This is a genomic window from Curtobacterium sp. PhB146, from assembly GCF_004342995.1.
Classification (GTDB): domain Bacteria; phylum Actinomycetota; class Actinomycetes; order Actinomycetales; family Microbacteriaceae; genus Curtobacterium.
Map to the genome: position 1 here is coordinate 1120731 of NZ_SMBN01000001.1, position 24564 is coordinate 1145294.

24 protein-coding genes and 1 pseudogene are annotated in these 24564 nt (G+C 71.5%); 10 read left to right on the forward strand and 15 right to left on the reverse strand.

Annotated elements, in window-relative coordinates; genetic code table 11:
- Positions 1-16: 16 nt before the first annotated feature.
- Entirely contained in the window at positions 17-1858 is a 1842-nt protein-coding gene (locus EDF33_RS05515) for a phosphoenolpyruvate carboxykinase (GTP) (protein WP_131846997.1), read from the forward strand.
- A gap of 23 nt (positions 1859-1881) precedes the next feature.
- Here EDF33_RS05515 and EDF33_RS05520 read toward each other — a convergent pair whose 3' ends face one another.
- From EDF33_RS05520 to EDF33_RS05550, 7 genes and pseudogenes are all read right to left on the reverse strand, one after another.
- On the reverse strand, positions 1882-2820 hold the full coding sequence (locus tag EDF33_RS05520) for an ABC transporter substrate-binding protein (RefSeq protein WP_131846998.1): 939 nt from the start codon (positions 2818-2820) through the stop codon (positions 1882-1884).
- Positions 2820-3599: an ABC transporter permease gene (locus tag EDF33_RS05525; RefSeq protein ID WP_131880800.1), complete on the reverse strand. Its 780-nt coding sequence runs from the start codon at positions 3597-3599 to the stop codon at positions 2820-2822. The genes EDF33_RS05520 and EDF33_RS05525 overlap by 1 nt, the downstream gene beginning before the upstream one ends.
- A 136-nt stretch (positions 3600-3735) precedes the next feature.
- Positions 3736-4227: pseudogene (locus EDF33_RS05530) on the reverse strand (ABC transporter permease subunit); the annotation flags it as partial.
- A 178-nt stretch (positions 4228-4405) separates the two neighbouring features.
- Positions 4406-6007: an alpha-L-fucosidase gene (locus EDF33_RS05535; protein ID WP_132099478.1), complete on the reverse strand. Its 1602-nt coding sequence runs from the start codon at positions 6005-6007 to the stop codon at positions 4406-4408.
- A gap of 29 nt (positions 6008-6036) precedes the next feature.
- Entirely contained in the window at positions 6037-6915 is an 879-nt protein-coding gene (locus EDF33_RS05540) for a PrsW family glutamic-type intramembrane protease (RefSeq protein ID WP_132099479.1), read from the reverse strand.
- Positions 6916-6946: 31 nt separating this feature from the next.
- Complete coding sequence (locus EDF33_RS05545) at positions 6947-7924, reverse strand: SDR family NAD(P)-dependent oxidoreductase (RefSeq protein WP_132099480.1); 978 nt, start codon at positions 7922-7924, stop codon at positions 6947-6949.
- Entirely contained in the window at positions 7921-8856 is a 936-nt protein-coding gene (locus EDF33_RS05550) for an alpha/beta hydrolase (protein ID WP_132099481.1), read from the reverse strand. The genes EDF33_RS05545 and EDF33_RS05550 overlap by 4 nt, the downstream gene beginning before the upstream one ends.
- Positions 8857-8988: 132 nt before the next feature.
- On the opposite strand from EDF33_RS05550, the gene EDF33_RS05555 reads away from it, so the two are divergent.
- Entirely contained in the window at positions 8989-9624 is a 636-nt protein-coding gene (locus tag EDF33_RS05555) for a TetR/AcrR family transcriptional regulator (protein ID WP_132099482.1), read from the forward strand.
- A gap of 31 nt (positions 9625-9655) precedes the next feature.
- Here EDF33_RS05555 and EDF33_RS05560 read toward each other — a convergent pair whose 3' ends face one another.
- Positions 9656-10486, reverse strand: coding sequence for an SDR family NAD(P)-dependent oxidoreductase (locus tag EDF33_RS05560; RefSeq protein ID WP_132099483.1), 831 nt, complete (start codon positions 10484-10486; stop codon positions 9656-9658).
- A gap of 141 nt (positions 10487-10627) precedes the next feature.
- Positions 10628-11179, reverse strand: a complete 552-nt coding sequence (locus EDF33_RS05565; RefSeq protein ID WP_207906631.1) for a cysteine hydrolase — start codon at positions 11177-11179, stop codon at positions 10628-10630.
- A gap of 107 nt (positions 11180-11286) precedes the next feature.
- Here EDF33_RS05565 and EDF33_RS05570 point away from each other — a divergent pair, with 107 nt between their 5' ends.
- The 3 genes from EDF33_RS05570 (at position 11287) to EDF33_RS05580 (ending at position 14115) form a co-directional block, all read left to right on the forward strand.
- Positions 11287-12585, forward strand: a complete 1299-nt coding sequence (locus EDF33_RS05570) for an FAD-dependent oxidoreductase (RefSeq protein WP_132099485.1) — start codon at positions 11287-11289, stop codon at positions 12583-12585.
- A 61-nt stretch (positions 12586-12646) separates the two neighbouring features.
- Positions 12647-13924: a cytochrome P450 gene (locus EDF33_RS05575; protein WP_132099486.1), complete on the forward strand. Its 1278-nt coding sequence runs from the start codon at positions 12647-12649 to the stop codon at positions 13922-13924.
- Positions 13921-14115: a ferredoxin gene (locus tag EDF33_RS05580; RefSeq protein WP_132099487.1), complete on the forward strand. Its 195-nt coding sequence runs from the start codon at positions 13921-13923 to the stop codon at positions 14113-14115. Before EDF33_RS05575 ends, EDF33_RS05580 begins: the two co-directional genes overlap by 4 nt.
- An 86-nt stretch (positions 14116-14201) precedes the next feature.
- Here the strand turns inward: EDF33_RS05580 and EDF33_RS05585 are convergent, their stop codons facing one another.
- Together EDF33_RS05585 and EDF33_RS05590 are read right to left on the reverse strand one after the other, a co-directional pair.
- The gene (locus tag EDF33_RS05585; RefSeq protein WP_132099488.1) at positions 14202-14726 is read right to left on the reverse strand and encodes a hypothetical protein; all 525 of its coding nucleotides are present in this window, start codon (positions 14724-14726) and stop codon (positions 14202-14204) included.
- A gap of 16 nt (positions 14727-14742) precedes the next feature.
- On the reverse strand, positions 14743-15303 hold the full coding sequence (locus tag EDF33_RS05590; RefSeq protein WP_132099489.1) for a hypothetical protein: 561 nt from the start codon (positions 15301-15303) through the stop codon (positions 14743-14745).
- Between the two features lie 146 nt (positions 15304-15449).
- Here EDF33_RS05590 and EDF33_RS05595 point away from each other — a divergent pair, with 146 nt between their 5' ends.
- Both EDF33_RS05595 and EDF33_RS05600 read left to right on the forward strand, forming a co-directional pair.
- Positions 15450-16628, forward strand: coding sequence for a histidine kinase (locus tag EDF33_RS05595; RefSeq protein WP_123293818.1), 1179 nt, complete (start codon positions 15450-15452; stop codon positions 16626-16628).
- Complete coding sequence (locus EDF33_RS05600) at positions 16625-17287, forward strand: response regulator transcription factor (protein WP_123293819.1); 663 nt, start codon at positions 16625-16627, stop codon at positions 17285-17287. The genes EDF33_RS05595 and EDF33_RS05600 overlap by 4 nt, the downstream gene beginning before the upstream one ends.
- Here EDF33_RS05600 and EDF33_RS05605 read toward each other — a convergent pair.
- The 4 genes from EDF33_RS05605 to EDF33_RS20085 all read right to left on the reverse strand — a co-directional run bounded on the left by EDF33_RS05605 (position 17180) and on the right by EDF33_RS20085 (position 20359).
- The gene (locus tag EDF33_RS05605; protein WP_132099490.1) at positions 17180-17977 is read right to left on the reverse strand and encodes a hypothetical protein; all 798 of its coding nucleotides are present in this window, start codon (positions 17975-17977) and stop codon (positions 17180-17182) included. The genes EDF33_RS05600 and EDF33_RS05605 overlap by 108 nt on opposite strands.
- Positions 17977-18993, reverse strand: coding sequence for a zinc-binding dehydrogenase (locus tag EDF33_RS05610; RefSeq protein WP_131921139.1), 1017 nt, complete (start codon positions 18991-18993; stop codon positions 17977-17979). The genes EDF33_RS05605 and EDF33_RS05610 overlap by 1 nt, the downstream gene beginning before the upstream one ends.
- Before the next feature lie 266 nt (positions 18994-19259).
- On the reverse strand, positions 19260-19982 hold the full coding sequence (locus tag EDF33_RS20080; protein WP_165918721.1) for a VanZ family protein: 723 nt from the start codon (positions 19980-19982) through the stop codon (positions 19260-19262).
- Positions 19892-20359, reverse strand: a complete 468-nt coding sequence (locus tag EDF33_RS20085) for a hypothetical protein (RefSeq protein ID WP_165918722.1) — start codon at positions 20357-20359, stop codon at positions 19892-19894. Before EDF33_RS20085 ends, EDF33_RS20080 begins: the two co-directional genes overlap by 91 nt.
- 74 nt (positions 20360-20433) lie before the next feature.
- Between EDF33_RS20085 and EDF33_RS05620 the strand changes: the two genes are divergently transcribed.
- The 3 genes from EDF33_RS05620 (at position 20434) to EDF33_RS05630 (ending at position 24396) form a co-directional block, all read left to right on the forward strand.
- Complete coding sequence (locus EDF33_RS05620; RefSeq protein WP_132099492.1) at positions 20434-21330, forward strand: serine hydrolase domain-containing protein; 897 nt, start codon at positions 20434-20436, stop codon at positions 21328-21330.
- Between the two features lie 78 nt (positions 21331-21408).
- On the forward strand, positions 21409-22119 hold the full coding sequence (gene mtnN, locus EDF33_RS05625) for a 5'-methylthioadenosine/S-adenosylhomocysteine nucleosidase (protein ID WP_123939135.1): 711 nt from the start codon (positions 21409-21411) through the stop codon (positions 22117-22119).
- 291 nt (positions 22120-22410) lie between these two features.
- The gene (locus EDF33_RS05630) at positions 22411-24396 is read left to right on the forward strand and encodes a potassium transporter Kup (protein WP_185094282.1); all 1986 of its coding nucleotides are present in this window, start codon (positions 22411-22413) and stop codon (positions 24394-24396) included.
- The last annotated feature ends 168 nt before the right edge of the window (positions 24397-24564 follow it).

Consider the following 24564-nt stretch of genomic DNA (forward strand, 5'->3'; position numbering starts at 1 on the left):
ACCTCGAAGGACCAGCATGACTGTCATCACCGAGACGATCGGATCGACCATCGAGCCAGGAGCCGGTCTGGAGGCCCTGCGCCGGTGGGTGGACCAGGTCGCGTCCCTGACGGAACCGGACCAGGTCGTCTGGTGCTCCGGCAGCGAGGCCGAGAACCGCGGACTGCTCGCCGAGATGGTCGCCGCCGGCTCCCTCATCGCGTTGGACCAGGGCCTGCGCCCGGGCAGCTTCCTCGCCAGGAGTGACCCCGCGGACGTCGCACGGGTCGAGGACCGCACCTTCATCTGCTCCGCCACCGAGGCCGACGCTGGCCCGACCAACAACTGGCGGGCACCCGACGTCATGCGCACCGAGCTCACGGCGCGCTTCCGGGGCGCGATGCGCGGGCGGACGCTCTACGTCGTACCGTTCTCGATGGGGCCGGTCGGCGGGGCGATCTCGCAGGTCGGCGTCCAGATCACGGACTCGCCCTACGTCGTGGTGTCCACCAGGATCATGACCCGGATGGGCGCTGAAGCCCTGGCGCAGATCGCGCCGGACACGGTCTGGGTCCCGGCCCTGCACACCGTGGGCATGCCGCTCGTGGACGACGACGGAACCAGGATCCCGGACGTGCCGTGGCCGTCGAACTCGACCAAGACGATCGCGCACTTCCCGGAGACCCGCGAGATCTGGTCGTACGGCTCGGGGTACGGCGGCAACGCGCTGCTCGCGAAGAAGTGCTTCGCCCTCCGGATCGCGTCGTCGATGGCCCGCGCGGACGGCTGGCTCGCCGAGCACATGCTGCTCATCCGCGTCACCACGCCCGCGGGGAAGGTCCTGCACGTCGCGGCCGCGTTCCCGTCGGCCTGCGGCAAGACGAACTTCGCGATGATGACGCCGACGCTGCCCGGTTGGAAGGTCGAGACCATCGGTGACGACATCGCGTGGCTCCGCCCCGGTGCCGACGGCCGTCTGTGGGCGATCAACCCCGAAGCCGGGTTCTTCGGCGTCGCGCCCGGGACCGGCCCGGACACGAACCCGGCGGCGATGACCACCGTCCGCTCGAACACGATCTTCACGAACGTCGCGATGACGCACGACGGCGACGTCTGGTGGGAGGGCGCCTCGGAGGAGCCGCCGCGGCACCTCATCGACTGGCGCGGACAGCCGTGGGAGCCGGGCAGTGCGACGCCGGCGGCGCACCCCAACGCGCGCTTCACGGTCGCCGCCGACCAGTGCCCGACGATCTCGTACGACTGGGACAGCCCCGACGGTGTGCCGATCGACGCCATCGTCTTCGGCGGTCGCCGCGCCACCAACGTCCCGCTCGTCGCCGAGGCCGAGGACTGGGAACACGGCGTGTTCTTCGGTTCCACGATCTCCAGCGAGCAGACCGCGGCGGCGGAGGGACCCGTCGGCGAACTCCGCCTCGACCCCTTCGCGATGCAGCCCTTCTGCGGCTACAACATGGCGGACCACTGGGCACACTGGCTCGAGATCGGTGACCGGCTCGGCTCGAAGGCGCCGCGCGTCTTCCGCGTGAACTGGTTCCGCAAGTCCTCGGACGGCGGCTACCTCTGGCCAGGGTTCGGCGAGAACGTCCGGGTGCTCGAGTGGATCGCCGGACGGCTCGACGGCTCGGCGGACGTGGACTGGAGCCCCGTCGGTGGGCTGCCCGCGGTGGGGGAACTCGACCTGGCCGGGCTCGACCTCGACGGCTTCGCCATCGACGAACTGTTCGCCGTCGACCCGACGGCCTGGTCAGCCGAGGCCGAGCAGCTGCGGGCACACTTCGACCGCTTCGGAGACCGCGTGCCGGAGCGGCTGCGGGCACGGCTGGACCAGCTCGTCCGTCGGTTGCGGGACGAGGCGTGACGACGGCCCTGCCGGTCCCCGAGCTACTTGAGCAGCCCCTCCTTGGTCAGCCAGTCCTTCGCGGCGGTCGCGGCCTGCGCCTTCTCGCTGCCCTCGACACGGTTGCGCAGCTCGATGAGGTCATCGGTCGTCAGCTTCTCGGACAGCTTGTTCAACGTCGACGCGAGCTTCGCGCTGTAGATGTCCTTAATCAGGAACGGCAGGATGTTCTGCGAAGCGATCAGGTTCTCGGGGTCCTTCAGCACGAGCAGCTTCTTCGTCACGAGGTCGGGTGACGTCGTGTAGATGTCGGCCACCTGCACGGTGTCGTCGACGAGTGCCTTGACCGTGTCGGGCCCGCCGTAGTCCTCGATCGACTTGAACGTGACCTTGTCCACGCCGTACGTGGACTTGAGCCCGGGGATGCCGTACGGAAGGGTGCCGAACTGCGGGTTGGCACCGAGCGAGAACGGCTCGATCTTGGAGAGGTCACCGATCGACGTGAGGCCGTTCTTCTCGGCCTCGGCCTGGGTCACGACGTAGGCGTCCTTGTCCTCGGCCGGAGACGGCTCGAGCACCTGGAAGTCCTTCGGGATCTCGGTCTTCAGCGCGGCGTCGACCTCCGCTGTCGTCTTCGCGGTGGCCTTGGTGTCGTAGAAGAACAGCAGGTTGCCGTTGTACTCCGGCATGAGGTTGATCGAACCGTCCTTGAGCGCGGGGATCGTGGTCTGCCGCGGGCCGAGGTTGAACTTGGTCGTCACGTCGAAGCCGGCGTCCTTCAGGACGAGCGCGTACATGTTGCCCAGGATCTCGCTCTCCGGGAAGTTGAACGAACCGACCACGATCGGCGTGCTGCCCGATCCGTCGCCCCCGCCCGATGCCGGCTTCGTGGGGTCCGAGGTGGAACAACCGGAGAGTGCCACGATCGCCCCGACCGCGATCACACCCGCGAGGATGCGTGTCCTGGTGCCTGCTGTGAACATCAGTGGTCCCTTTCGTCGACGGAGAGTGCCGTCACCGCGCGGCGCCGGAGTGGCAGCGCGCGGACGTGTGTGCGGCGCCGGCGGGTCTGCCCCTCGGGGCCGCGGCGGGTGAGGTGTTGGGCGAGGGCGAACAAGCCGTCGATCACCAGGGCGAGGACCGTCACGAGCAACGCACCACCGAGGATGAGGTCGTTGTCGTTCAGGCTGATGCCCGTCGAGATGATCGCGCCGAGGCCGCCCAGCGAGATGTACGACGCGATCACGACGGTCGCGATGACCTGGAGCACCGATGCGCGGATCCCGCCGATGATCAGCGGCAGCGACAGGGGGACCTCGACCTTGAGCAGGATCTGCAACTCGGTCATGCCCACCGAGCGCGCGGCGTCCACCGTCTGCGGATCCACGGACTCCACACCGGAGTACGCCCCGGCGAGGATCGAGGGGATCGCCAGGACGACGAACGCGATGATGGACGCGATGAAGGCGGTCTGCGTGAACGGCACGGTCATCCCGATGATGACGAAGAGGGTGCCGAGCAGGCCCAGCGTCGGCAGCGCGCGCATGGACCCGCTGAAGGCGATGACGAAGCTGCGCCCGCGCCCGGTGTGACCGATGTACAGGCCCAGTGGCAGCGCGATCAGCGCGGCGATGGCGACCGAGATGAACGTGTACAGCAGGTGTTCGCCGATCCGGTCCTGGATCGGGAGCGGGGTCTGCAGGCCGGGGCGGTAGTTCGTGGGGTCGAGGAGCCAGGCGACTGCGTGGAGGAAGAACTGCACGGTCAGGCCCCCGTTCGATCGTCGCCAGCGCAGCCCGACGGCGCGACCGACGCGACCGCACCTGGATCCGTCGCGACCACGGCATCAGGACGCGCCCGAGCGCCACCAGGACGGTGTCGAAGACCAGCGCGACGAAGAGACTCGCTGCCACGCCGACGAGGATCTCCTCGAGGAACTGACGCTGTCGCCCGTCCGTGAACAGGAACCCGATGTTCGCGGACCCGACCAGGGCGCCGACCGAGACCAGGGCGACGGTGCTCGCCGAGACCACCCGCATCCCCGCGAGGAGGACGGGACCCGCCAACGGGAGCTCGACCGTCCAGAAACGGCCCCACGCGGAGTACCCCACCGAGGTGGCCGAGTCGACGACGTCCGCCGGGACGGCGGCGAACGCATCAGCTGCCAACCGCACCATGATGGCGACCGCGTACACCGACAGCCCCACGACGATGTTCACGGGATCCGTGATGCGGGTGCCGAGCAGGTAGGGCAGGATCACGAAGAGCGGCAGGGACGGGATCGTGTAGAGCAGACTGCCGCCGCCGACGATGACCGATCGGACTGCCTGCCACCGGTTCGCCACCCAGCCCAACGGCACCGCCACGACGAACCCGAGGACGATGGGCACGGCCGCGAGACCCGCGTGGGTGACGGTGAGGCCCCAGACGAGACCGAAGTTCGCGATGATCCAGTTCAGGTCAGCATCCCAATCCTCGTCGGACGACCGTTCGCCTGAGAGTAGTCGCGCCGCACCGTTCTGACCGCGACGGATCGTCGCGCCGGCGTCCCCGGGCCGGCATCCTCGGTCACTGGTGCAGGAAGTCCTGCCGCTCCTGCTCGACCACCGGCGCGAGTCGCACCCGGACCACTGGACCGGAGTCGACGCTGGTGATGCCGTCGAGCGCGACCACGAGTGCGTCGGGGTGCTGCTCCCAGTCGACCTCGCCGTCGTGGCCCAGCACGGCGACGGACCGGATGGTGCGGCCGAGCAGGCCCGAGGCCGACCCGAACGCCCGGATGCGGGCCGACCCGTCGTCGGGATCGGCCAGCAGGGTCGCGGAGACGGCGTCGCCGGTGACGTCGTGGCGCGTGGTGAACCGGACGTCCTCGGCGGTGTACTCGACCGTGTCGGCGTCGACGAACGAACCCGCGGGACGAGTGGTCGGCCCCTCGCCCGAGATCGTCCACGGCCGGGTGCCGTAGATCGCCTCGCCGTTCACCGCGAGCCACGAGCCGATGCCCCGCAGGATGCGGACCTCGTCCTCGGGCAGGGTGCCGTCGGCCTTCGGCCCGGTGTTGAGCAGCAGCACACCGTTCTTCGCGACCACGTCGACGAGTTCGGCGACCAGGTCGCGGACGGTCTTGTAGTCGTGGCCCTCGATCCAGCTCCAGGCGGTCTTCGCGATCGCGGTGTCGTTCTGCCAGACGGTCTCCGGTGTGCCGGCCATCGCTCCGCGCTCGATGTCGTACACGGCGCTGCCCGGCGCGAACGTCTCCCACTTGTAGTTGATGACCACCTCGCGGCCCCACTCGGCGGCGCGGTTGTAGTAGTAGGCCGCGAGGGTGCGGACGTACGGCTGGAACGCGGGCTGCTCGATCCACCAGTCGAACCAGAGCACCTGCGGGCGGTACTTGTCGATGAGCTCGACGGTGCGGAGCAGCCAGTCCTCCAGGAAGCGCTCGTTCGGGGCGGTCTCCTCGCGCTGCGCCGGCCCGTAGAAGTCGCTGAACCGCGGATCGAGCACGTCCGAGGGGGTCTTCGTCCCGCCGTTCATGAAGAACCAGTGCTCGGCCCGGTGGGACGACGCGCCACGGACCATCCACGCTTCGTCCGCGGCGACGAGGAGCTCGCCGAACACGTCACGCCCGGGCCCGAGCTGCGCGGCGCTCCACCGGGAGCGGTCGGTGTCGTACATCGCGAAGCCGTCGTGGTGCTCGGCGACCGGGACGACGAACTGTGCGCCGGCCTCGCGGAACACCCGCACCCACGCCGCGGCGTCGAAGTGCTCCATCGTGAACGAGGGGATGAAGTCCTTGTACCCGAACGCGTCGTGCGGTCCGTAGGTCTCGACGTGGTGGGCGAACTCCGGCGTGCCGGCGCGGTACATGTCGCGGGAGTACCACTCGTTCCGGAACGCGGGGACCGAGAAGACGCCCCAGTGGACGAAGATCCCGAACTTGGCGTCCTGGTACCAGAGCGGTGCGCGGTACTTCTGCAGCGACGACCAGGTCGCGTCGTACGGACCCGAGCGCACGACGGCGTCGACCGCGGCCAGGGCCGCGGTGTTGTCCGAAACGTCCACGGGCTCGGGCAGCGTGGTCGGGTCCAGCGGGGTGAGCGGTTCGTGCACGACGTGCTCCGATCGGTTGCGGCGGCTCGCGACGGCGGTGTCGGGAGCGTGAGACATCCTATGTCTGTTTGATCGGATGATCCGGGCTAGCGCGCCGCTGACAGCTGGTCGTCGTCCGCTTGCAGCCGCCGCACCTGCGGCCGGAACCAGAACACGAAGACCGCGACGACGTACACGGCTTCGAGCACGATGCTGAGCGGCACGTTCCAGTCGCGGACCGGCCCGTCGATCACGGCGTCGTTGAGGCCGTGGATCGCGGCGGCGCCGAGGTACGCGAGCACTCCGACACCGATCGCCCTGCCCGTCGGCAGCGTCTTTGCGGCGAGCCAGATGAGGACCGCGGCCCCGACGGTGATCAGCGGGTGCGAGACCTCGGCGATGATGCGGACGACGATGTCCATCATCATGACGAACGGCGCATCGGACGGAGCGGATCCGCCGTCGAGGATCGGGTCGAGCGAGGTGATGATGTAGCTGATGCCCTCGAGGAACCCCAACCAGGCGGCGGCGACGAACACGAGCCACACCGCCAGTCGCGGCGACCGGTAGGTGCGCGAGGACAGCAGCAGGATGACGGGCACCAGGAGCTTCAGGAACTCCTCGACGAACCCCGGCCAGACATGGCCGCCGGGCAGCAGGCTCGCGAAGCCGTTCAGGCTCCCGGCGAGCAGCATCGCGATGGTCCCCCAGGCGAGGCCGAGCCACAGCGCCTGCACGCGGTGGGGCAGACCGGCCAGGGAGACCTTCTGCCGGAAGTACCAGCCGAGGGCCACGAGCGGGACCCCGATGCCGATGATCGCGGCGATGACCACCACCACGAGCGCGTAGGGCGGCAGGCCGTCCCCGACCGTGGCCTCGCGGCCGCCGGCGAGCATCAGGCTGCCACCCCAGTACCCGAGGAGAGCACCGGCGGCAGCGCCCGCGAGGCCGACGATGAGTGGTGCGGTCCCTCGGGGTCGCGTCATGGAGCCGAAGTTACCAGCGCCGCCGCAGTGCTCACGCCGTCAGCCGCGCGCTGACCTCCCACAGCCGCCGGGCGTCGTCGGCGTCGAGCATCGCCGAGTTCGCGTCCGACGGGATGCTGTCTGCGGTGAGGGGGCGGACCTCGTCGTCGATCACCGCGACGTCGCTGTCCTTCAGGTAGACCCCGCCGACGCCGTCGAGCAGCGGGCTCGCGGCACCGAACACGAGGGCCGCCGCCCCCTGCTCGATCGTCTTCTTGCCGCGCTCGGGGTCGACGACCGTCGCACCGTCGTCGTCGACCAGCCCCTGCTCGCGGTACGAGGCGATCCGGGACTCGTCGTGCGGGCCCGGGCCGATGATCACCCCGGGGTGCGCGGCGAACGACCGGATGCCCCGGTCGGCGTACCGGCGGTCCAGCTCGACCGTGAACAGCACGTTCGCCCGCTTGGCCTGCCCGTAGGCGGCACCGGCGTCGTAGCCGCTGACGAACGCCGGGTCCTCCCACCGGATCTGCCCGAAGCGGGCGGCGCCGGACGTGACGTTCAGGACCCGCGCACCACGGGCCTCCAGCAGGGAAGGGAGGAGTGCCCGCGTGAGCCGGAAGTGCCCGAGGTGGGACGTCGAGAACGACAGTTCGTTGCCGCGGGCGTCGAGCTGCCGGTCCGGGGTGAAGAGCATCGCGGCGTTGTTGACCAGGGCGTGGAGCGGGCGTCCGGAGGCCGTCCAGTGTGCGGCGAAGGCGTCGATCGACGCCGGGTCGGTCAGGTCGAGCTGCTCGACCCGGACGCCGGGGATGCCGGCGACGGCGGCGCTGGCGCGGTCGGTGTCGCGGGACGCGACGGTGACCGTGGCGCCGGCGGCTGCGAGGGCGCGGCTGGCCTCGCGGCCGAGGCGGCCGTGGCCTCCCGTGACGACGACGTCCCGGCCGGTCAGGTCGACGCCGTCGAGGACGTCGGTGGCGGTGGACGATGCGGTGAAGGGGGTGGGGAGCGGGTGCTGGTCGGTGATCACGAGTGGTCCTCCTTGGAGTCGATGTCGCCGACTGCGTCGCCGGCTTCGGCAGAGGCGACTGCGTCGGCCGTCGCGGACCACGCGTCGGCGTCGAGCCCGAGCGCCGTCCGGAGGAACGCCGTCGTGGTGCGACGGACCAGGTCCACGCGCTCCGGGCTCTCGTCGGTCGTGGCGGTGGACGCGTAGTCCTGGATGCCGCCGAGCAGGTGCTCCCCGCCGTGCACGGTCACCAGGTGCCGGGCGCCGGGGCTGTGGTGGTAGACGTCGGTGAACCAGTCCGGCCCGCGCGTGGAGAGCCGGGACTGGTCGTGGTCCCCGGCGACGACGAGCGACGGTGTGCGCAGCTGGCTGAAGTCCGGGCTCATGAAGGGGAAGTGCTCCTGCGCGAACGGCGTCAGGTCGGGTCCACCGAACCCGGTGGTGGAGAGCAGGACCCCGGCCCGCACGCGCTGGTCGGTGCGGTCCTCGCCCGGCTGTCCGTCCGACCCGGTCACCCGGGCGCCGAGGAGCATGCCGACGGACTGGCCGCCCCACGAGTGCCCGGCGACCGCGAGGTTCGCCTGGTCGACACGTCCCGCGAGACCGGGGACGGCGGCGACGAGGACGTCGAGGTCGTCGATGACCCGCTCGAGGTCGTCGACCCGGGTCTGCCAGATCGTCGGGTAGCGCGGGTCGTCGAGCGTCAGGCCGTAGCCCGTCGAGTCGAGGAACGTGGGCTGGACGACGACGAACCCGTTGGCGGTCCAGTGGTCGACGAGGGGATCGCCGCCGGTCATCGACTGCCCGAAGCCGTGGGCGAAGACGATCACGGGAAGCTCGGTGCCCGTGATCGGGGCGGTGATCCGGACCTCGAGGTCGTGGCCGCGTGATGGTGCGGGCAGGGTGACGGGGCGCACGCTGATCACCTGGGGGAGCGGTGCTGTTGCTGACATCGGGAGTCCTTCCGGAAGCGGTCGTCGCTCGAAACGGAGCAACGTTCCGGAACGATACGGAACAGCGCTCCGGATTGCAAGCGAAACGGATCGGCGTTCCGTTCCGGGTGCAGGCCGTGCGATGATCGGGGGATGAGCACGCCGTCGAACGACACCGCGCCCTCGAACGACACCGCGCCGCCCCGGCGTCGCCGCGACGTCGAACGGAACGAGCGGACGATCCTCGACGCCGCGGCCGGTGTCTTCGCTGCGTCCGGCGTCGGTGCGCCGGTGCGCGAGGTCGCCGCCGCCGCCGGCGTGGGGGTGGGTACGCTCTACCGGCACTTCCCGACCCGCTCGGACCTGGTCGTCGCCGTCTACCGGCACCAGATCGAGGCCCTGGCCGAGGCCGGCCCCGTGCTGCTCGACTCGGCGCCGACGTCGTTCGACGCGATCCTGCGCTGGGTGCACCAGTTCGTCGACTTCCTCGGCACGAAGCACGGCCTGGCGCGGGTGTGGGAGGGCGACGCCGACGGCTTCACCGCGCTGCACACGCTGTTCGTCGACGAGCTCGTCCCCGTGCTCGGCCGCATGCTCGACGCCGCTCGCGCATCGGGCGAGGTGGTCGCGTCGGTGTCGCCGTACCAGCTGCTCCGCGCCGTCGGCGACCTGGTCGCGTGGAGCCCCCAGGACCCGGACTACGACGTGCGGACGATCGTGACGCTGCTGGTCACCGGCCTGCGGCAGGCGCAGCCGCCGGTCACCCCTGCGCCGGAGACCGGCGCGTAGCGCGCCGACGGCCGACGCGGAGCGCGCCTGGTCAGACCGCGTGCAGCATCGCCACGCTCCGGTCCCACAGCTCGCGCGCCAGGTCGGCGTCCTCGGCCTGCGCGTTCGGCGCCGCGACCTTGCGCTTCACGTAGTACTCGCCGGTCGGGTAGTCGCGACCGGGGGTGTTGTCGGCCAGGTACACCAGCGTGTCGGCGCCCTTCTCCGGGGTCGTCAGGAACACGTGGCGCAGGGGCGTGTGGTACACGAGGTACATCGGCGAGGTCTTGTCGTTCGAGAACCCGGTGCTGATCGTGCCGGGGTGGAAGGCCGTCGACGTCACACCCCGGTCGCGGTACCGGCGGTCGAGTTCCTTGGTGAACAGGATCTGTTCGAGCTTCGAGTCGCCGTAGGCCTTGGTGGCCCGGAAGTGCCGCTCGGCGTCGAGGTCGCCGATGTCGACGCGGCCGAAGAGCTTGTTCGCGACGCTCGAGGTGTTGATGACCGTTCCCCCGGACGCGACGAGCCGGTCCATCAGCAGCTCCGTGAGCAGGAACGGCGCCAGGTAGTTGACCTGGAACGTCAGCTCGTGACCGTCGACGGTGACCTGGCGGCCCGCGCTGAAGATCCCGCCGGCGTTGTTGGCCAGCACGTCGATCCGGGGGCAGCGTTCGAGCAGGTCGTCGGCGAGCCCCCGGACGGCGGACAGGTCCGAGAAGTCGGCCACGAAGTGGTCGACGCCGAGGTCGCGGGCGACCCGCTCGGTCTTCGCGGGGTTGCGACCGACCACCACGACCTCGTTCCCGCGGCGGACGAGCTCCCGCGCAGCGGCGACGCCGATGCCGTCGCTGGCGCCGGTGATGACGATGGTCTTCGCGGCCATGGGTGCTCCTCGGGTCGGGTCGGGGCGAGCGTGCGCTCGGCTCCGTCCGTCCTACAGGGTCGGCCCTGAACGGTGCACGTGACGGACGGGAGGCAGGTGGCGGGCCCGCCACGGGCCTCCCGTCCGCCGCCCGGTCGCCGCTCAGGCCGCGCCCGGCCCCGCCAGGTCGGCTGTCTGCACGACGACGCCGAGGGCGGGGAACACCGACCGGAACCGGGCGGCGTGGGCGTCCGGGTCCGGGTCGTTGGTGGCGTCCTCGACGAGGACGACGTCGTAGCCCAGGTCGTACGCGGCCCGAGCCGTGGACTCGACGCCGAAGGTCGTCGCCTGGCCGACCACGACCACCTCGGTGACGCCGTCGGTGCGCAGTCGCTCGTCGAGACCGGTGCCGGCGAAGGCGCTCCACCCGCCGCGGGTCAGGTTGCCGTCGGCGTCGGCCCGTTCGAGCAGCAGTGAGCCGTAGGCGACCGGAGCCGGGCGGGGGCCGCCGCCGTACTGGGTCGCGCCTGCCGGGGTCGCGGCAGGGTCGTGGCGGATGAACACCACCGTGCCGCCGCCACCACGGGTGGCGCGGGCGAGGGTCTCGACGTTGGCCACGACGGCCTCGACGGGGTGGGTGCGCTGGTACGGCGCGGTCCCGGCCTGCAGGTCGACGACGATCAGGGCGGTGTGTTCGGTGCGGGTGCGGGTCACCGGTCCAGGGTGCTCGATCGTCGGGCGCGGCGCGTACTGCGTCTGCGGTATCCCGGTCGGTCCGCCCGGAGTAGTCCGGCACTGCTGGGCCCGGCGAGGCTCGGAGCATGGCCAGTACCGGAGTCCCTCGGACCGATCCCCACGCATCCGTCCTCGTCGTCGGCGCCTCGGCTGCCGGTGTCGCGACGGCCGAGGCGCTCCGCCGCCACGGGCACGTCGGCCGGCTGACACTGCTCGACGGCGAGACCGAGGACCCGTACGACCGGCCACCGCTGTCGAAGCAGTACCTGGCCGGGCAGATCGGCGCCGACGCCATGGTGCTCCGCTCGACCGAGCAGCTCGCGGGCCTCGACGCCGAGTTCGTGCTCGGGGACCGCGCGGTCGCCCTCGACGTCGCGACCCGAACCGTGACCACGACGAGCGGCACCACCCGTGCCGCCGACCACGTCGTCATCGCCACCGGTGTCACGCCGCGTGCGATCCCGGGGGTCGGGCTCGACGGCGTGCACGTCCTCCGCACCCGGGCCGACGCGGACCGGCTCCGAGCGGGACTGCAGACGCTGCAGGGGCCGCTGCTGGTCCTCGGGAACGGCGTGCTCGGCAGCGAGGTGGCACAGACCGCCGCGTCCCTCGGCGTGGACGTCACGCTCGCGGGCAGCATCCGTGCGCCGATGTCCGGGCAGCTCGGCGGGTTCGGCTCGCAGTTCCTCGCGGCACAGCACGAGGCGGCCGGCATCCGGTTGCTCGGCGGGGTCCGCGCCGCGCGGGTGCGCGGCCGGAACGGTCGCGCGGACACGGTGGAGTTCGTCGACGGCCCGAGCCGTGCGGCCGACGTCGTCGTCGTCGCCGTGGGGTCCCGCCCGACGACCGGGTGGCTCGAGGCGTCCGGCTTGGAGGTCACGGACGGCGTCGACTGCGACGCGTTCGGAGCCGCTGCACCCGGCGTCTGGGCCGTGGGCGACGTCGCCCGTTTCCACCACGTCGGAATGGGGCGCTCGATGCGGCTCGAGAACCGCACGAACGCGACCGAGATGGCGCAGGTCGTCGCCGGAAACGTCCTCGGGCGCCGCGTGCCGTACACGCCGGTGCCGTACTTCTGGACGGACCAGCACGGCACCCGCGTGCAGGTCTTCGGGCAGATGACCTCGGCCGACCGGGTCACCGTCGTCGACGGGCACCCCGAGGACGGCCGGTTCGTCGCCGTGGCCGAACGCGCCGGTGAGGCGGTCGGGGTGCTCGGGTGGGGCATGCCGAAGCAGGCGCGGATCGCCAGCATGCGCCTGCGTCCCCGGTACGTGCCGGTAGCGGCGTCTGCGGCGCCTGCCTTGTCTGCCTTGTCGGCCTTGTCTGCCGCGCCTGCCGCGCCTGCGGTTTCTGCCCCTGAGAGCCCGGCACCGGTCGGCTGACCGGTGCCGTCCGCTCCGGTCGCCTGACCGGGGCCGTCACCCGAACACAGAGGAGCAGACCATGACCGACCCACCGATCACCGCCGACCGACCGGACACGTTCCCGATGGACCGCCGGACCGCCGGGTGTCCCTTCGACCCGCCGCCGGCGGCCCGCGTGCTGCAGGAGGACGGCCCCGTCCACCGCGTGACGCTGGCCGACGGCCGCGAGCCGTGGCTCGTCACCCGCTACGACGAGGGCAAGCAGGTGCTGTCGAGCCTGTCCGTCAGCGCCGACGCGGCCAACCCGGGGTACCCCTCCGCCAGCGCCTCGGGCGGCGGCGGCGGGCTGTCCTTCATCCTGATGGACGACCCCGACCACGCCCGGCTGCGGCGGATGGTGACCGCGCCGTTCGCGATCAAACGCATCGAGGCGCTCCGCCCCGTGGTGCAGCGGATCACGGACGACCTGATCGACCAGCTGCTCGCCGGCCCGAACCCGGTCGACCTGGTCGAGGCGTTCGCGCTCCCGCTGCCGTCCCTGGTGATCTGCGCCTTGCTCGGCGTGCCGTACGAGGACCACGACCGGTTCCAGTCGCACTCGAAGACCATCATCCGCCGCACCACGACCGACGACGAACGGCAGCAGGCGTTCCGCGAGCTCGGTGCGTACCTGACGTCGCTGCTCCGCCGCAAGACGGTGGAACCCGGCGACGACCTGCTCACGGACATCGCCGCCCGGGTCACCGCCGGCGACATGACCGAGGGCGAGGCCGTGCAGATGGGGATCCTGCTGCTCATCGCCGGGCACGAGACGACCGCGAACATGATCGCCCTCGGCACGCTCGCCCTGCTCGAGCACCCGGACGAGCGCGACCGCCTGCTCGACGACCCCGAACCGGCGTTGGTCGCCTCGGCGGTGGAGGAGCTCCTGCGCTACCTGACCATCACGCACGACGGACGCAAGCGCGTGGCGACCGAGGACCTCGACGTCGCCGGTACCACGATCCGCGCCGGTGACGGAGTGATCGTCGCGACGGACCTGGCGAACCGGGACCCGGACGTGTACCCGGACCCGGACCGGCTCGACCTGACCCGCAACCCGCGGAACCACGTGGCGTTCGGGTTCGGCGTGCACCAGTGCCTCGGCCAGCCGCTCGCCCGGGTCGAACTGCAGGTCGTGTACCCGACGCTGTTCCGTCGGATCCCCACCCTCGCTCGCGCGGTCCCGCTCGACGAGGTCCCGTTCAAGCACGACGGTGCCGTCTACGGGGTGTACGAGCTCCCCGTCACGTGGTGCCCCGTCGACCACCACACCACCACGAGCGCGAGCTCGACCACCGGAGGGAACGAATCATGAAGATCATCCTCGAACAGGACAAGTGCGTCGCGAGTGGCCAGTGCGTCATGGCCGCGATGGACGTCTTCGACCAGAGGGACGAGGACGGCATCGCCGTCCTGCTGACCGACGAGGTCGCCGACGAGCAGGTCGAGGCGGTGCGGCACGCCGCAGCGGTCTGCCCGGCCCTGGCGATCCGCCTGGCGGACTGACCCGTCGGTTCCGTACACACGACGGCCCGGTGGGGATCCCACCGGGCCGTTTTCCTGTGTGCGTCGTGCGCGGGGCTCCGCCGCCGTCACGACCCGTCGGCCGGGTGCGTGCACGCGTCGATCGCGGCGTACTCCCGGCTGAGCGCGGCCTGGTTCCGCTCGGTGCGCCACGACCGGATGCCGGGCGCTGCGGCCACGGCGGCGATCCACACGCCGGCACCGACGAGGACCGGCACGAGCGTCGGGTCCCCGCCGAGGGCGAGCAGACCGCCGAGCGCGACCGCCAGCACGGCGACCGCGGAACCCGCGGTGGCGACCACACCAGCCAACCGGGCCGGCTGCTGCTCGAGGGCGGCGATCCGGGCCAGCGCCCGCTCGGCACGACGCTCGAGGAGCGGTCGGGCCGCGTCGGGCCGGGTGCGCAGCCGCTGGAGCAGCAGGGACGTCGTGCCGAGCCGTCCGCCCTGCACGGTCACCGTCCAGCCGAACTGCTCCAGGGTGTGCCGGTGAAGCGGCACGAACGCGGTCGGTGCGTACAGCACCCGGGTCTCCAGGTGGCGGGGGACCGGCGCGTGCAGGACAGCGTCTTCCCGGGCGATGGTGTTCGTCATCGGGCTCGGCCCGCGCTCAGGCGGTCCGGCGGCGACTGGCCGCCTCGCACGCGCCGTAGACGACGTCGAACTGGCGGTCGACGGCCGGACGGATCCGCTTGGTGCGCGCCGCGCGGACGAGCTGGAAGGCCACGGGAGCGATCGCCCAGTTGACCAGCCCACCGGCCCCGACGAGGAACACCGTGACCGGGTCGAGCCCGCCGAGCAGGTCGGGGACCGCCACGGTGTCCTGCATGGCGAACACCGAAGCAGCCAGCAGGACGCTGCCGATCGCGCCGAGGGCGTACGCGACCACCGACGCCGCGGTCGTGCGGGACCGTTCGAGGGCGTCGATCGTGGCCAGGGCGGTCTCGGCGTTCTGCTGGAGCTCGGTCAGTTCGACGGAGCGGACGGCACGGTCGCGGCGGAGGCCGAGGGTGTGCCGGCGGTTCAGTGCGCCCGTCCGGTCCGAGCCGTCGGACGTCCAGCCGAAGTTGCGGTAGGTGTCCGCGTACAGGGCGTCCTTGCCGCGCGGGACGTCGACCGTGCAGTAGTCGTACGCGGTGGCAGCGGGAGCGGCGGTGTTCGTCAGCGTCATGGTGGGTCCTCCGGTCGGTGCCGGATCGTTCCGGCCTGGTGTCGATCGTCCCGGGGACGGGCCGCGGGCAGGTCCCCGATCGGTGGTACCCCCGACTACTGCGTTCGCAGTAGCCGGACCGCTGACCCGCACGACAGGATGAGTGCATGCGGCGACTGCGAGCGATCTGGGGTTCGTGGCGTCCGGACGACCGCTGGGTGTTCCGCGGCACCGCCGCCGTCGTCCTGCTCGCGTGCGCGATCGAGTCGGGCCGGGTGATCGCGGCCGATGCCGGCCCGGGGCCCGGCATCGCGGTCGCCGCGACCGTGCTCGCCGTCGTCGCGGCGCCGTGGACACCGTGGACGGCGCTCGGCCTCGCCACGGTCGCGCCGGTGCTCGGTGGCCTGTCCGGGTGGTCGCCGATCGTGACCTGGAGCTGCGCGGTGCTGCTGCTGTTCGCGGTGTCCTCGCGGCAGGGGCACCCGGTCCGCGCCGCGGCGATCGTCGCTCCCGGCGTGGTCATCGGCACGCTCCTCGCGCCGGGGGAGGGCGGTGCGGTACCGACCGCCCTCGGCGCCCTCATCTCCGTCGTCGCCGCGGCGGCCATCGGCTCGGGGCTGCGGGTGCAGCACCAGTACCGGGCGTCGTTGGAACAGCGCGCCGCCGATGCCGTCGCCACGCGGGAACTCGAGGCCGAGCGCCGCGTGGCCGAGGAACGCGTCCGGATCGCGCGGGACCTGCACGACGTCATCGGGCACGAGATCGCGGTGGTCAGCATGCAGCTCGGGGTCGCCGAGGTCACCCTGCCCGCCGGGGCCGACGAGGCCCGGCGTGCGCTGGATGCCGCCCGGGACGGCGTGCGGAACGTCCTGACGGAGACCCAGCACGTCCTGACGGTGCTCCGTTCGGCGTCGGGCAGCGGCGCCGACCTCGACGACCCGACGGCTCCGGCCCCCGGCATCGAGCAGCTCCCCGGACTCATCGCGTCGTACGAACGGATCGGCCTCGACGTCGATGCCCGACTGGACGACGTCGGCCCGGTCTCCGTGCCGATCGGTGTGACGGTCTACCGGGTGGTGCAGGAGTCGCTCACCAACGCCCACCGACACGGCGAGGGCCGGACGACCGTCACCCTCGCCCGCGCCGGTGACGACCTGGTGCTCGAGGTCCGCAACCCCCGCCGGCGGACCCCGGCGAGCGACCCCGTCGCAGGCCGGAGCAGCGGGCTCGGTCTGGTCGGCATGCGCGAGCGCGTCGCCGCCGTCGGAGGGTCCGTCCAGGCCGCGGCGGACGGCGTGCTGTTCGTCGTCCGCGTCCGCCTGCCCACCGCGAACGGAGCACGATGACCACACGAGTGATCCTGGTCGACGACCAGGACATGATCCGACTGGGGCTCCGTGCGATCCTCGACCGCCAGGACGGCATCGAGGTCGTCGGCGAGGCCGGGGACGGGCTCGTCGCGGTGCAGACGGCGCTGTCGGTCCCGGCGGACGTCATCATGATGGACATCCGGATGCCGGGCATCGACGGGGTCGAGGCGACCCGACGGATCCGCGCCGAGCGCACCGCCGAGCAGGTGCGCATCGTCATGCTGACGACCTTCGACCAGGACGAACTCGTCTTCGCGGCGCTGCGTGCCGGGGCGAACGGGTTCCTCAGCAAGGCCGCGGGGCCCGCAGAGCTCGTCGCGGCGATCGAGGAGGTGGCAGCGGGCGGAGGGGCGCTGTCCGCGGCGGCCGCAGCGGCGCTCATCGGACAGGTCGCCCGCACCCCCGCGTCCTCCGTCGACCCGGAGATGACCCGGCGCTTCGAGGCCCTCACCGCTCGCGAGCGCGACGTCGTGGTGATGGTCAGCCGAGGTCAGGGCATCGACGCCATCAGCGCCGAGCTCTTCCTCTCACCACTCACGGTCAAGACCCACGTGAACCGGGCCATGGCGAAGGTCGACGCCCGCGACCGGGCCCAACTCGTGGCGTTCGCGTTCCAGGCCGGCCTGGTCGACTGAGGTCGGTGCCGGCCGAGGTGCCGTCGCTTCCGGGAACCGTCGCAGCGCCATCGCGAGCCCGATCACCGCAGCCACACCGCCGAGGAACACCCCGCTCGCACCCGTGGACGCAGCAGCGTCCTCGGCGCTGCCCGCGAACGAGAGCAGTGCCGACTGGGTCAGCACGAGCAGGACCACCGCGGCGGCGACGTTCACGAGCTTCGTCGCCTCGACGAGTGGTTCCCCGTCCTTGCGCGCGGTCACCGCACCCCAGACCCCGATGCCCAGCTCCGCGAACGTCGCCGCCGCGATGACGATCGCCACCCACTGGTCGTAGTGCACGGGGTGCGCCCTCCCGATGAGCATCGGCACGCTGCACCCGACGAACACGACGGACATCGCGGTCACCGCACCCCCGATCCACCGGTGTCCGGCCTGCCGGAACCGCATCCGGTCGCCGTTCAACGCATCGAACGCGAACGACAGTCGGTGCCGACGGACGGCCCAGACCTTCGCGGCCGCGACCCCGAGCGTGAAGACCACGGTCGCGGCGAGGAACAACGAGGGGGCCGCGCAGAACAGGACGACCTTCCACCCCGCCATCACGAGGCTGCTCGGCACCGACAGCACGGCGAGCACGAGCCCGCGCCGCGGCCGATCCCGCCACACCGTGACGACGTACTGCACGGCGACCTTCCTGGTCACCGGCATCAGTCGAACGTGACGACGACCTTGTCGGCCGCCCCGGGGGTCGCAGCCACCCGGAGGGCCTCGAGCACGTCGCTCGCCGGGAAGACGTCGCTGACGATCTGCGCGTACGCCTCGGGGTTCGCGATGATGTGCTCGGTGACGTCGAAGATCTCGGTCGGGTACCCCATCGCGGTCACGATCGTCGGCTCGACGGCCAGCAGGTCACCGAAGTCGACCTCCACGGGCCGCTTGTGCACCGCCACGACGCCGATCGTCGCGCGGTGCTTCGCCAGGCGCAGCGCCGTCTGCACGGTGGCCGGCACCCCGGCGGCGTCGAGCCAGACATCGGTGCCGGACTTCCCGCCGTGCCCCACGCCGTCCCGTGCTTCGCCGTGCAGGGCGATCAGGCGCTCGTCGAGTGGCTCGTCCGCCGAGTTCACGACGGCATCGGCTCCGACGAGCAGGGCCTTCTCGAGCCGCGACGCGATCACGTCGACGACGACCACGTGCCCGACGCCGAGCGCCTTGTAGCTGATCACGGCGCCCAGCCCGATCGGGCCGGCACCGAACACGACGACCGTGTCGCCCGGCTGCGGCGCGGTCCGGTTCACGGCGTGCAGGGCGACCGCCATCGGCTCGTTGAGCGCGGCCACCTGCCAGGGCAGTTCCTTCGGGACCAGGGCGATGCTGGTGCCGAGCACGGCCTGCTCGACGAGCAGGAACTCGGAGAGCCCGCCGGTGGGGCCGCCGTTGCCGATGATCCCGCGTGGGTCGCCCATCGGGTTCACCACCACGTGGTCGCCGACGGCGATGCCCTCGACCGCGTCGCCGACGGCGGCCACCTCTCCGGCGACCTCGTGCCCGAGGGGCGTGTGCCCCTCACGCGGCGGGATGCCGCCGCGCGCGGCGTAGAAGGCGTCGGAGCCGCAGACCCCGCACGCCTTGACGGCGATCAGGACGTCGGCGGGGCCGACCTCGGGGACGGGCTCGTCGCGGATCTCGACGGATCCGGGGCCGGTGACGACGACGGTGCGCATGGTGCTCCTCACGTCACGAGCACGGGCGGCTCGGGACGGAACCATCTGACCAAGACGGCGACCTGCGCACGTACTGCGATCGCAGTAGCGCCGGGTCATCGGACTGGAGGCACGTGGCGGGCCCGCCATGTGCCTCCCGTCCGCTCTGGTCGACGGATCGTGGCCGCCATCAATGGCCCTCGGGGCCACCAGAAGGGGCGCATGCGTTCAGCCCTGCTCTCGTTGATAACAGTTACGACCGAAACAGAACCAAGGCCACGGACCTTCTACCGCTCCTCACTTGCTCCTGTCGGCTCGATGCGCTCGTCCACCACGTCCACCCGCGCCAGCACGTTCGCGAACCCGCGCCGCCCTCGGGTGGCGAACAGCCCGATGACGGCTGCGACGGCGAGAGCGAACGCCAGCAGGCCGGTGAAGGGCAACGCGGCGGCGGTGGCCGTCGCCCACCCGCCGGAGCCCGCGGCCCACCGCACCAGGCGCTGCCAGGCCGTCGGCCGCGGCTCCGGTCGGAGCCGGACGACCGCCTCGCCGAGCGTGCGCCCGGACGCGAGCACCACCACCAGCTGGACCGCCGGTGCGACGAAGGGCAGCGTGGCGAGCAGGACCCGTGCGAGCGTGGAGTTGAGGTCCTGCCTGGCGAGGGCGAACGACAGGCTCGTGATCGACACCAGGGCGCCGCTGGTCAGCACCATCGCGAGCAGGTCGCAGAACATCCCGAACCCGCGGCGCCAGATCGTCACGCGGCGGGGCAGATCCGACGACGGCTCGCCCCGGTGCCGGACGAGCACCCAGAGCACGGGGGAGACCAGCGTGCCGACGAGTGCTCCGGTGGTGTTCGCGAGCAGGTCGTCGACGTCGAACAGTCGGTACGAGCACGGGTACAGGAACCAGTCGCCGGTCAGCTGCGTGCACTCGATGAGCAGCGAGACCAGGAACCCGGCGACGGTCCCGACGACCACACCGGCCAGGAACCGTCCGTGCAGGAACACGTGCCGCACGAGCATGCCGAGGGGACGAACAGGATGACGTTGAAGACCACCTGCGCCGCGGCCGGGTTCGCGAGCAGGGACCGGGGGCCGGAGAGCCCGCCCTCCTTCGCGATGTCCCCGACGAACGCGAACGGCGTCAGCTGCGGTCCGGAGGCGGCGCGACAGATCGCCGCGACCTCGCTGGTGTCGGGCAGGGGCAGGAGCGTGTACGTGACGAGGGCGAGCCCGTAGACGACGGTGGCAAACGCCAGCACCGCGTTGCCGACGCCGAGGGTGCCCCGGCGTCGGTACTGCAGCGCTGCCCACGGCACCAGTCCGGCGATCGCGATCGCGGACCCGACGAGCAGCGCGATGACGGCAGGGGTCGCGGAGGTCATCCCTCGACCCTAGGGATCCCGTGGGACACGCGTCCGGCTGCTGGCCGTGCCGCGACTCGCGAGAGGATGGCGGTGTGACCACCGCGACCACCATCCTCGACGCGATCGTCCGGCAGGTCGACGACACCGGCTTCGGCGCCCACGGCCTGCACGTCCGCACCGGTGGCGGCACCGCGGACGACGTCGCCGAGCACCGCTGGACGCCCGACGTGCGCGAGGAGATCCACTCCGCGGCCAAGGGCGTCTGCGTGATCGCCACCGGGATCGCCGCCGACGAGGGCCTGGTGGACGTCGACGAACCGATCGCCGCATCGCTGCCCGGGTTCGAGTTCGGGGACGGTGTCGACCAGATCACCCTCCGGCACCTGCTCACGATGACGAGCGGGATCGACATGCCCTGGTCGGCGACCGAGCTGACCGACTGGCCGGACCTGGCGGCCGAGTTCCTGCGGCGGCCCTCGCGGGGTCGCGTGTTCCAGTACGCCAACGTCAGCACCTACACGGCCATGCGCGTGCTCGAGACCCGCGTCGGCGACGTCGGCGCGTTCGTGTCCCGACGCCTGTTCGACCCGCTCGGCATCGAGGACGTGGAGTGGCTGCGCTGCCCGAACGGGTACGTCGCCGCCGGCGAGGGACTGGCGCTCCGGACCGAGGAACTCGCGCGCCTCGGTCGGCTCATCCGCGACGGCGGCGTGGTCGACGGGCAGCGCATCGTCAGCGCCCGCTGGTGCGACGCGATGCACTCCGACTGGGTCGAGCGCGAGGGGACCGGGCCCGGGTACCACCGCTACGCGATGGCCGGCTGGGGTGGTCCGGGTCAGCTGTGGCGGCTGCACGGGGCGTACGGGCAGATGCTGCTGTTCGACGACCACCCCGACGGCGACACCGTGGTCACGATCACCGCCGACGACCACTTCGGCGCCGACGCGATGGCCGCGTTCGTCGCCGAGGAGCTCGCCCGGCAGCGGTAACCGGCAGCGGTAGCCGGCAGCGGTAGCCGGCAGCCGTCGCTGGCAGCCGTCGCGTCCTCGCCGTGCGAGGATCGATCAGTGCAGGAACAGACGCCCGTCGCGATCATCATCGCGGCCATGAGCGAAGAGGTCTCCGCCTTCGCCGACCTGTTCGGCGGGGTCCCGATCCTCGACGGCCCCGTCGGCGGCCACGACCCGCACCAGCTGCTCGACATCGGCGGCGCCACCGTCGCCGTCCGCCGCAGCGGCATCGGCTTCACGAACGCGACAGCAGCCGTGGCACACGGCTTCCACGACTTCGGACCCGGCATCCCCGTGATCAGCGTCGGGACCGCCGGCGGCCTCATGCACGGCATCGCGATCGGTGACGTCGTCGTCGGCGACCGGTACGTCAACCTCAACGCGGACGCCACCGCGTTCGGCTACGCCCTCGGCCAGGTGCCCGGCATGCCGACCGGGTACGCCCCGGACGCCCGACTGGTCGAGCTGGCGATGGCCGCCGACATCGCCTGGCCGCTGCGCTCGGCGACGATCGGCTCGAGCGAGGTCTTCGTCACCGAGGGACGCGCCCGGACGCTCCGCGACGCCTTCCCCGACGTGGCCGCGGTCGACATGGAGTCGGCCGCCATCGCCCAGTTCGCCCACGTGCACGACATGCCGTTCGTGTCGGTGCGCTGCATCAGCGACCTCTGCGCCCCCGACGGTGCCGAGTTCCGCGAGCACCTGGACGGTGCCGCGGCGCGCGCCGCCCGCGTGGTCCACGACCTGGTGCGCGGCCTGCGTCCCTGAGGCCCGGCCCGCGAAAGCGACAATCCTGCGGCACGGGGCACCGTCCGTTCCGGCATCGCGACAGATCTCCGCGAACAGTTCGCGGCACGCTGTCGCTTTCGCGGATGTGGACCCGGCCCACCGTCGGACGGGAGGCGCGGTGCGGGCCCGCCACGGGCCTCCCGTCCGCCCCGCGCGCACGTCGAGAGCTACGGTGCGCACGCATGTGCGCCACCTGCGAGCGCATCCCGCGCACGGTGCGATGATGAGCGGCGGCCGTCGCCCGGACGGCCGGAGACGGAAGTGCCGAGCGTGACCGAGACCCGCTCCGAGACCCCGACGGAACCGTCGAAGCCGACGGACCACACCACCCCCACGACCGAGGCCACCGACGACGGCGGCCACGGTCCGCGCAAGGGCGTCGCCGTCCTGGCGCTCGCCGCACTCGGTGTCGTGTTCGGCGACATCGGGACGAGTCCGCTCTACGCCCTGCGCACCGTGTTCACGATCGACGACGGCCTGGTGAAGGCGAACCAGGAAGACGTCTACGGCGTCATCTCGATGATGTTCTGGAGCATCACGATCATCGTCTCGATCAAGTACGTGCTGATCCTGATGCGCGCTGACAACGACGGCGAGGGCGGTGTGATGGCGCTCGCCGCCCTGGCCCGCCGGCTCTACGCGAAGCGTCGCGGTGGTGCGGTGATCTTCCTCGTGATCGGCATCGTCGGGGTTTCGCTCTTCTACGGCGACTCCGTGATCACCCCGGCCGTGTCGGTGCTGTCGGCGGTCGAGGGGCTCGGCACCGCGGCGCCGTCCGTCGAGCACCTGATCGTGCCGATCGCCGCGGTCATCCTGGTCGTGCTGTTCGCGGTGCAGCGCTTCGGCACCGGCAAGGTCGGCAACCTGTTCGGCCCGGTGATGCTGCTCTGGTTCGTCGTGATCGCCGCCGCCGGCGTCCCGCACATCCTCGAGCACCCCGGCGTCCTGCAGGGGCTCTCGCCGACGTGGGCGATCTCGTTCGCCTTCGCGCACCCGTACATCACGTTCGTTGCGATGGGTGCGGTGGTGCTCGTCATCACCGGTGCCGAGGCGCTCTACGCCGACATGGGGCACTTCGGACGGTCGCCGATCCTCAAGGCGTGGTTCTTCGTGGTGTTCCCGGCGCTCGTCCTCAACTACCTCGGGCAGGCGTCGCTGGTGCTGCGTGACCCGTCGGCGGCGAAGGACCCGTTCTTCCTGCTGTTCCCGGACGCGTTGCGACTGCCCGTGGTGGTGCTGGCGACGCTCGCGACGGTGATCGCGAGCCAGGCCGTCATCTCCGGGGCGTTCTCGCTCACCCGCCAGGCGGTCCAGCTCGGGCTGCTGCCGCCGCTCACGATCCGGCAGACGTCACGGCGGGAGAGCGGGCAGATCTACCTGCCCGCGGTCAACCTGTTGCTGTTCATCGGCGTGCTCGCGATCATGCTCGCGTTCCGGTCGTCGGCGAACCTGGCCACCGCGTACGGGGTGTCCGTCACCGGAGCCCTGGTCGTCGACACGCTCCTGCTCCTGCTCGTCGTCCGCCCGCTGTGGAAGTGGGCGACCTGGAAGCTCGTGGTCGCGGCGGTGGCGTTCGGCGGCCTCGAGCTGACCTTCCTCGCCGGCAACCTGTCGAAGATCATCCACGGCGGTTGGGTGCCGCTCCTCATCGCCCTGGCGGTGATCACGGTGATGACGACGTGGCGCCGAGGTCGGGCGCTCGTGCAGGAGGAACGCAAGGAGCGCGAAGGGTCGCTCGCCGACTTCATCGACCGGATCAACCACGAGCACATCCCGCGGGTGCCCGGGGTGGCGGTCTTCCCGCACCCGAACAAGGAGACCACGCCGCTGGCGCTCCGGGCCAACGTCGAGCACAACCACGTCGTGCACCGGACCGTCCTGATCGTCTCGGTGCTCACCGCCAACGTGCCGCACGTCCCGCACGCGAAGGCGTTCTTCCGCGACGACCTCGGCTACGAGGACGACGGCATCGACCACATCACGGTGAAGTTCGGGTTCTCGGACGACCAGGACCTGCCGAAGGCCCTGCACGCCGCCTGCCTGGCCGAGGTCCTGGACATCGACCCGGAGGAAGTGCTCCGGGCGTCCTACTTCATCTCCCGCGGGGCCCTCCGTCCGATGCCCGGCAACCGGGGGATGGTGGCCTGGCGGAAGAAGCTCTTCGTCGGCCTCGCCCACAACGCCGCCGACCCCGCAGCACGCTTCGGTCTCCCCGCGCAGCGCACCGTGACGATGGGCAGCGACGTCGAGATCTGACCGCGACGTCGAGATCTGACCGCGTCGTGCACCGGCGTTCTGCATCGGCATCCGCATCCGCAGAGCGCAGGCCCCCGTTCGGGGGTGATGGTCTTGTGCACCCGTTCAGGGTTACGCTCATCGGAACCACACCACAGCTGCAGGCAGCATCACCAACTGCCGGACCAG